Genomic DNA, 3,799 nt, shown 5'->3' with positions numbered 1-3,799 from the left:
ATCAACGATGTTGCTTTCATTCCAAGTATGTTGAGGGTGTTTAAACATTTAAAGGTTTCTCCTATTTTCATATAAAAGAGATAGATTACCAGTGATAAAGAAAAAAAGCAATGAAAAGGGAATAATTTTTTAGAGAGCAAAAATAATGTAAAAAATGGGAAAATCAAAAAAATTAAATAGAAAAAGTCGAACTAATCCATGAATAATTTTTCGTTTTGAATGAAATAAAGAAAGTAATAAAATGGTAAACAAATTTTAAAATTACTTTCAATAGTCAAAGAACATACCCAAAAATTGAAAATCAAAGGATCTCTACTCCACTCCACGGGTTCAATTAAATCAAAAATAGACAGGTTTTCAATGGAATGAAGAAATTAAAATTATTTTTAATAAAAATAAGTTATTTTGAAATCTAAATCCAATCATTTTTTGCTTTCTTTTGGAATATTAAATCATATTATTAATTTGGAAAGGTAAAAAAATTAATGGTTATTAAACTTTTTCTTAAAAAAAGAATGAATGTAGATCGGTTAATATTAGTTAATATTAACTCAGTGAAGTTTCGTTGATGGCTAGTTAAAGAAATTTCTATCATGATTATTTTATTTTCTTTAATAGAAAAATAAATCCAAATTGTTTATAATTAATCATCAGAATTTGGTTTTTGACTCTGATAAGCTAAACTAATTAAAGATCAGAAATTAGGTTTAAGTGTTTTTTTTAACAAAAATAGAATACACCTAAGATCCTTCTTTGTTCGATTCATATCACCCAAAATTTATGAAAACATTAGTTATGAAATTTGGTGGGGCCTCTGTAGCTTCTCCGGAGCATTTTGCTCGCATTGCTGATCTAATTATTGAACGTCAATGTGTTTTCCCACGTTTAGTGATTGTTGTCAGTGCTATGGGACAAACGACGAACGAATTGATTAAATTAGCTCATCAGGTGCACCCAAATCCTCCTCAGCGTGAATATGATATGTTAATTAGTGCGGGAGAGCGAATTAGTATGACTCTACTTGCTATGATCCTTTGCCGTAAAGGTAAAAACGCAGTAAGTTTTACTGGAAGTCAATCAGGAATTTTAACTTGTTCTCAACATACTAGTGCTCATATTATTGATGTACGTCCTCAAAGACTGATTCAGACTTTAGAACAAGGTAAAATTGTTATAGTGGCGGGCTTTCAAGGAGTTAGTCAAGATAAAGAGGTAACAACTCTTGGAAGAGGGGGGTCTGATACATCAGCAGTAGCAATTGGAGTGGCTTTGAAAGCTGAAAAAATAGAGTTTTATAAAGATGTGTTAGGAATATATAACAAAGATCCTAAAATGTATAGCGATGCCATCTGCTATCCAACTCTTAATTATCAAGAAGCTTTGACAATTGTCAACCAAGGGGCCAAAGTTTTACATGCGAGAGCTATTAAACTTGCAGAGAAAAATGGCATGCCTTTGCATGTACGTTCATTTATTTCGAGGCATGATCAAGGAACTTGGATTACGAGTGTTGATTGTAAAAAATCGATAAATCCAGTTTATGAAATCTCTTAACAATAATATGAAAAAACGGTCTAAACTTACTATTACTCCTCTTTTTGAATTTTCCGAAAATGATGAAATGATGAAAAATAATTATCGGGAAATTATTTTACATGGATTAACAAAAGTACTTCCCGAAGATTTTTTTGAATACAAAGAAACGGAGGAAGAAACAAGAGAGTATCAAAAGAATTTTTTTCGCCAATTAAATCCTTTGGTGACATGCTCTGATAATAAAAAATTTCCGGGCTCTTTATCTTTTTTTGCTTTATCAAAATTTCGTTCTAATTCCTTTAAGTTCTTTTTCAAAATGATTAGTCATTGGTTACTTCCAGATGAAAGTCTTAATGTCGTATTAGTTCATGCCTCAGATTTTCAATTAACAGAGTTAAGTGGCGAAATTTACACGATTTGCGAAATTATGGTCAGTGTAAAATCGGTATCTGAATTTGAAGAGATATGCAAACATTTTCCCATCATCAGCACAGAAATAGCCTTGGGAATGCAATCAGAATTTTATGCGCAAAAAATATTAGAAATTAAAGGATTATCGGCTGACGATAAAACAACCTCAATTCGTCGTATGATTGCTCATTTAGTTAAACGTTTTCCTCACATTTATGGGGCGGATGTGTTTACAGAAATGCAACATTTATTAGTTACGTGTCGAGATGATTTTAAAGCAATCAGGCAACCTCGTCACTTAAGTCGGATCATAAGTATTCAATATTTGTTTAGAAAATCTTTAAGAGAAGCAATTAAGAAAAGATCTCATCGTCGTCATTTAAGTTTAAAAATATTTCGCACTTTTCTCGTAACGCCGAAAGGTCGTAAGAGGGTGTTAGGATTACTTGTTGGCATTAATTTTTTGAGAGAACAAGAAACATTTGGTGAAAAACATTTACTAAAAGCTATTCAGCATTATTTACCATCTTCTCAATCAGTTGAGCAATCATTTTTTATCAATAAACTTGGATCAGAAAATATTGGAATTTCCTATTTAGAAATAGAAAAAAAAGACGGCAGTGATTTTACAATTTTAGAAATTCGTAAACTGCGAAAAGAGCTTCCGCATAATTTAAAAAATCGTATTGAGCATAAGCAACATCCGATTTTTATGCCACGAAATGAAGAGGAAGTAATTCGGAATATGTTGATTTTGACAAATCAAATCAAATATTTACGAGACATTCCTCAAGTGTTTATTACGTTTGATGAACAAGCTTATTCGCACCTTTATTTTACTGTCATTTTAGCACGCGTATTAAAACCAAATTCAGAAAGTTTGACAAAGTTATTTCAATCTTATGAAATATCAGTTGAATATATCCCTGATAGAACGAAAATCACAGGGCACATACGTAAAAAACATCCTAAAGAAGCGTCGGTATTTCGTTTAAAAATTTTGAAAGATGCATTTTTGCGGGCTGATCACTCAATCGATTTGTACAAAGCGAGGCAGGCTGTTGTAGGAGAGCTATCAAAGGTGGTTGGAGAGGTTAGAGACTATAATGGAGGAATGATTTCCAAGCAACATGAGCAACTTGTATTGATTCATAAATTACTTAAAGATACAAAAGATTACGACGAGTTATTATTAGAAAACTTTTTCTATTCATTAGCCCCTGATATTATTCGTACTTTAATCGATCCGCAAGCTTTCAAAACTTTGTTTTTGATGTTACTAGAAGGTTTAAAAAGCTATAAACATGAAAGCTATTATCTGAAATTTTATCATGAACCTTCTACTGCTTTTGCAATGATTATTTTAGAAGATCCTCTTATAAAAGAAAGAATTTATAGAGCTGTTCACGATCTGCATGTTCCTCATACAGAGCTTGCATACGCTTATACAAAAACAAGCGGAAATAATTGTATTGGGTATATTTGTTGTTCGCAAGATTCTAACGTAAGAGAATGTTTTTTTCAGGCAATTAAACAGGAATTACAACACTGGGAAACGAACCAACCGAAATTTCGTATATATTAGTTTATGATTTTTTTTATTAGTAAGCAATAATGTTAAATTTCTATCCTTTAAATAGAAGCTGCTTTTCCGCAATAGTTTTTTTAATATCGACTAATTAATTTACTCAATTTCATATCTTCTAAAAATTGGTTGATATATTTAAACCCTCTATAGATTAACTTAATTTAAATTAAGGAATTTATGCCAATTCTATCTGTTCGTCTTTAATAAAAATTCTATTTTTAAAAATCCTGCATTGAATGATTTCCCAATTCATTTGACGGTAAG

General features: G+C 30.9%; 2 protein-coding genes. Both read left to right on the top strand.

All coding sequences use genetic code 11. The features are described 5' to 3' along the window. Positions 1–795: 795 nt before the first annotated feature. Complete coding sequence (locus BU804_RS00685; RefSeq protein ID WP_075882587.1) at positions 796–1,554, top strand: aspartate kinase; 759 nt, start codon at positions 796–798, stop codon at positions 1,552–1,554. Positions 1,555–1,561: 7 nt separating this feature from the next. Then, positions 1,562–3,532, top strand: coding sequence for a hypothetical protein (locus tag BU804_RS00680; protein ID WP_143298898.1), 1,971 nt, complete (start codon positions 1,562–1,564; stop codon positions 3,530–3,532). Positions 3,533–3,799: the final 267 nt, after the last annotated feature.

Source organism: Candidatus Protochlamydia sp. W-9, from assembly GCF_001950615.1.
In the GTDB taxonomy this organism is placed as follows: Bacteria; Chlamydiota; Chlamydiia; order Chlamydiales; family Parachlamydiaceae; genus Protochlamydia; species Protochlamydia amoebophila.
The sequence above is the reverse complement of the archived record's forward strand: the minus strand, read 5'-3'. Positions and strand labels throughout refer to the sequence as shown.

What these genes read in the sequence shown, in the direction of transcription:
- BU804_RS00685 (WP_075882587.1), top strand. Translation starts at nt 796, where the DNA reads ATGAAATTTGGTGGGGCCTCTGTAGCTTCTCCGGAGCATTTTGCTCGC.
- BU804_RS00680 (WP_143298898.1), top strand. Translation starts at nt 1,562, where the DNA reads ATGAAAAAACGGTCTAAACTTACTATTACTCCTCTTTTTGAATTTTCC.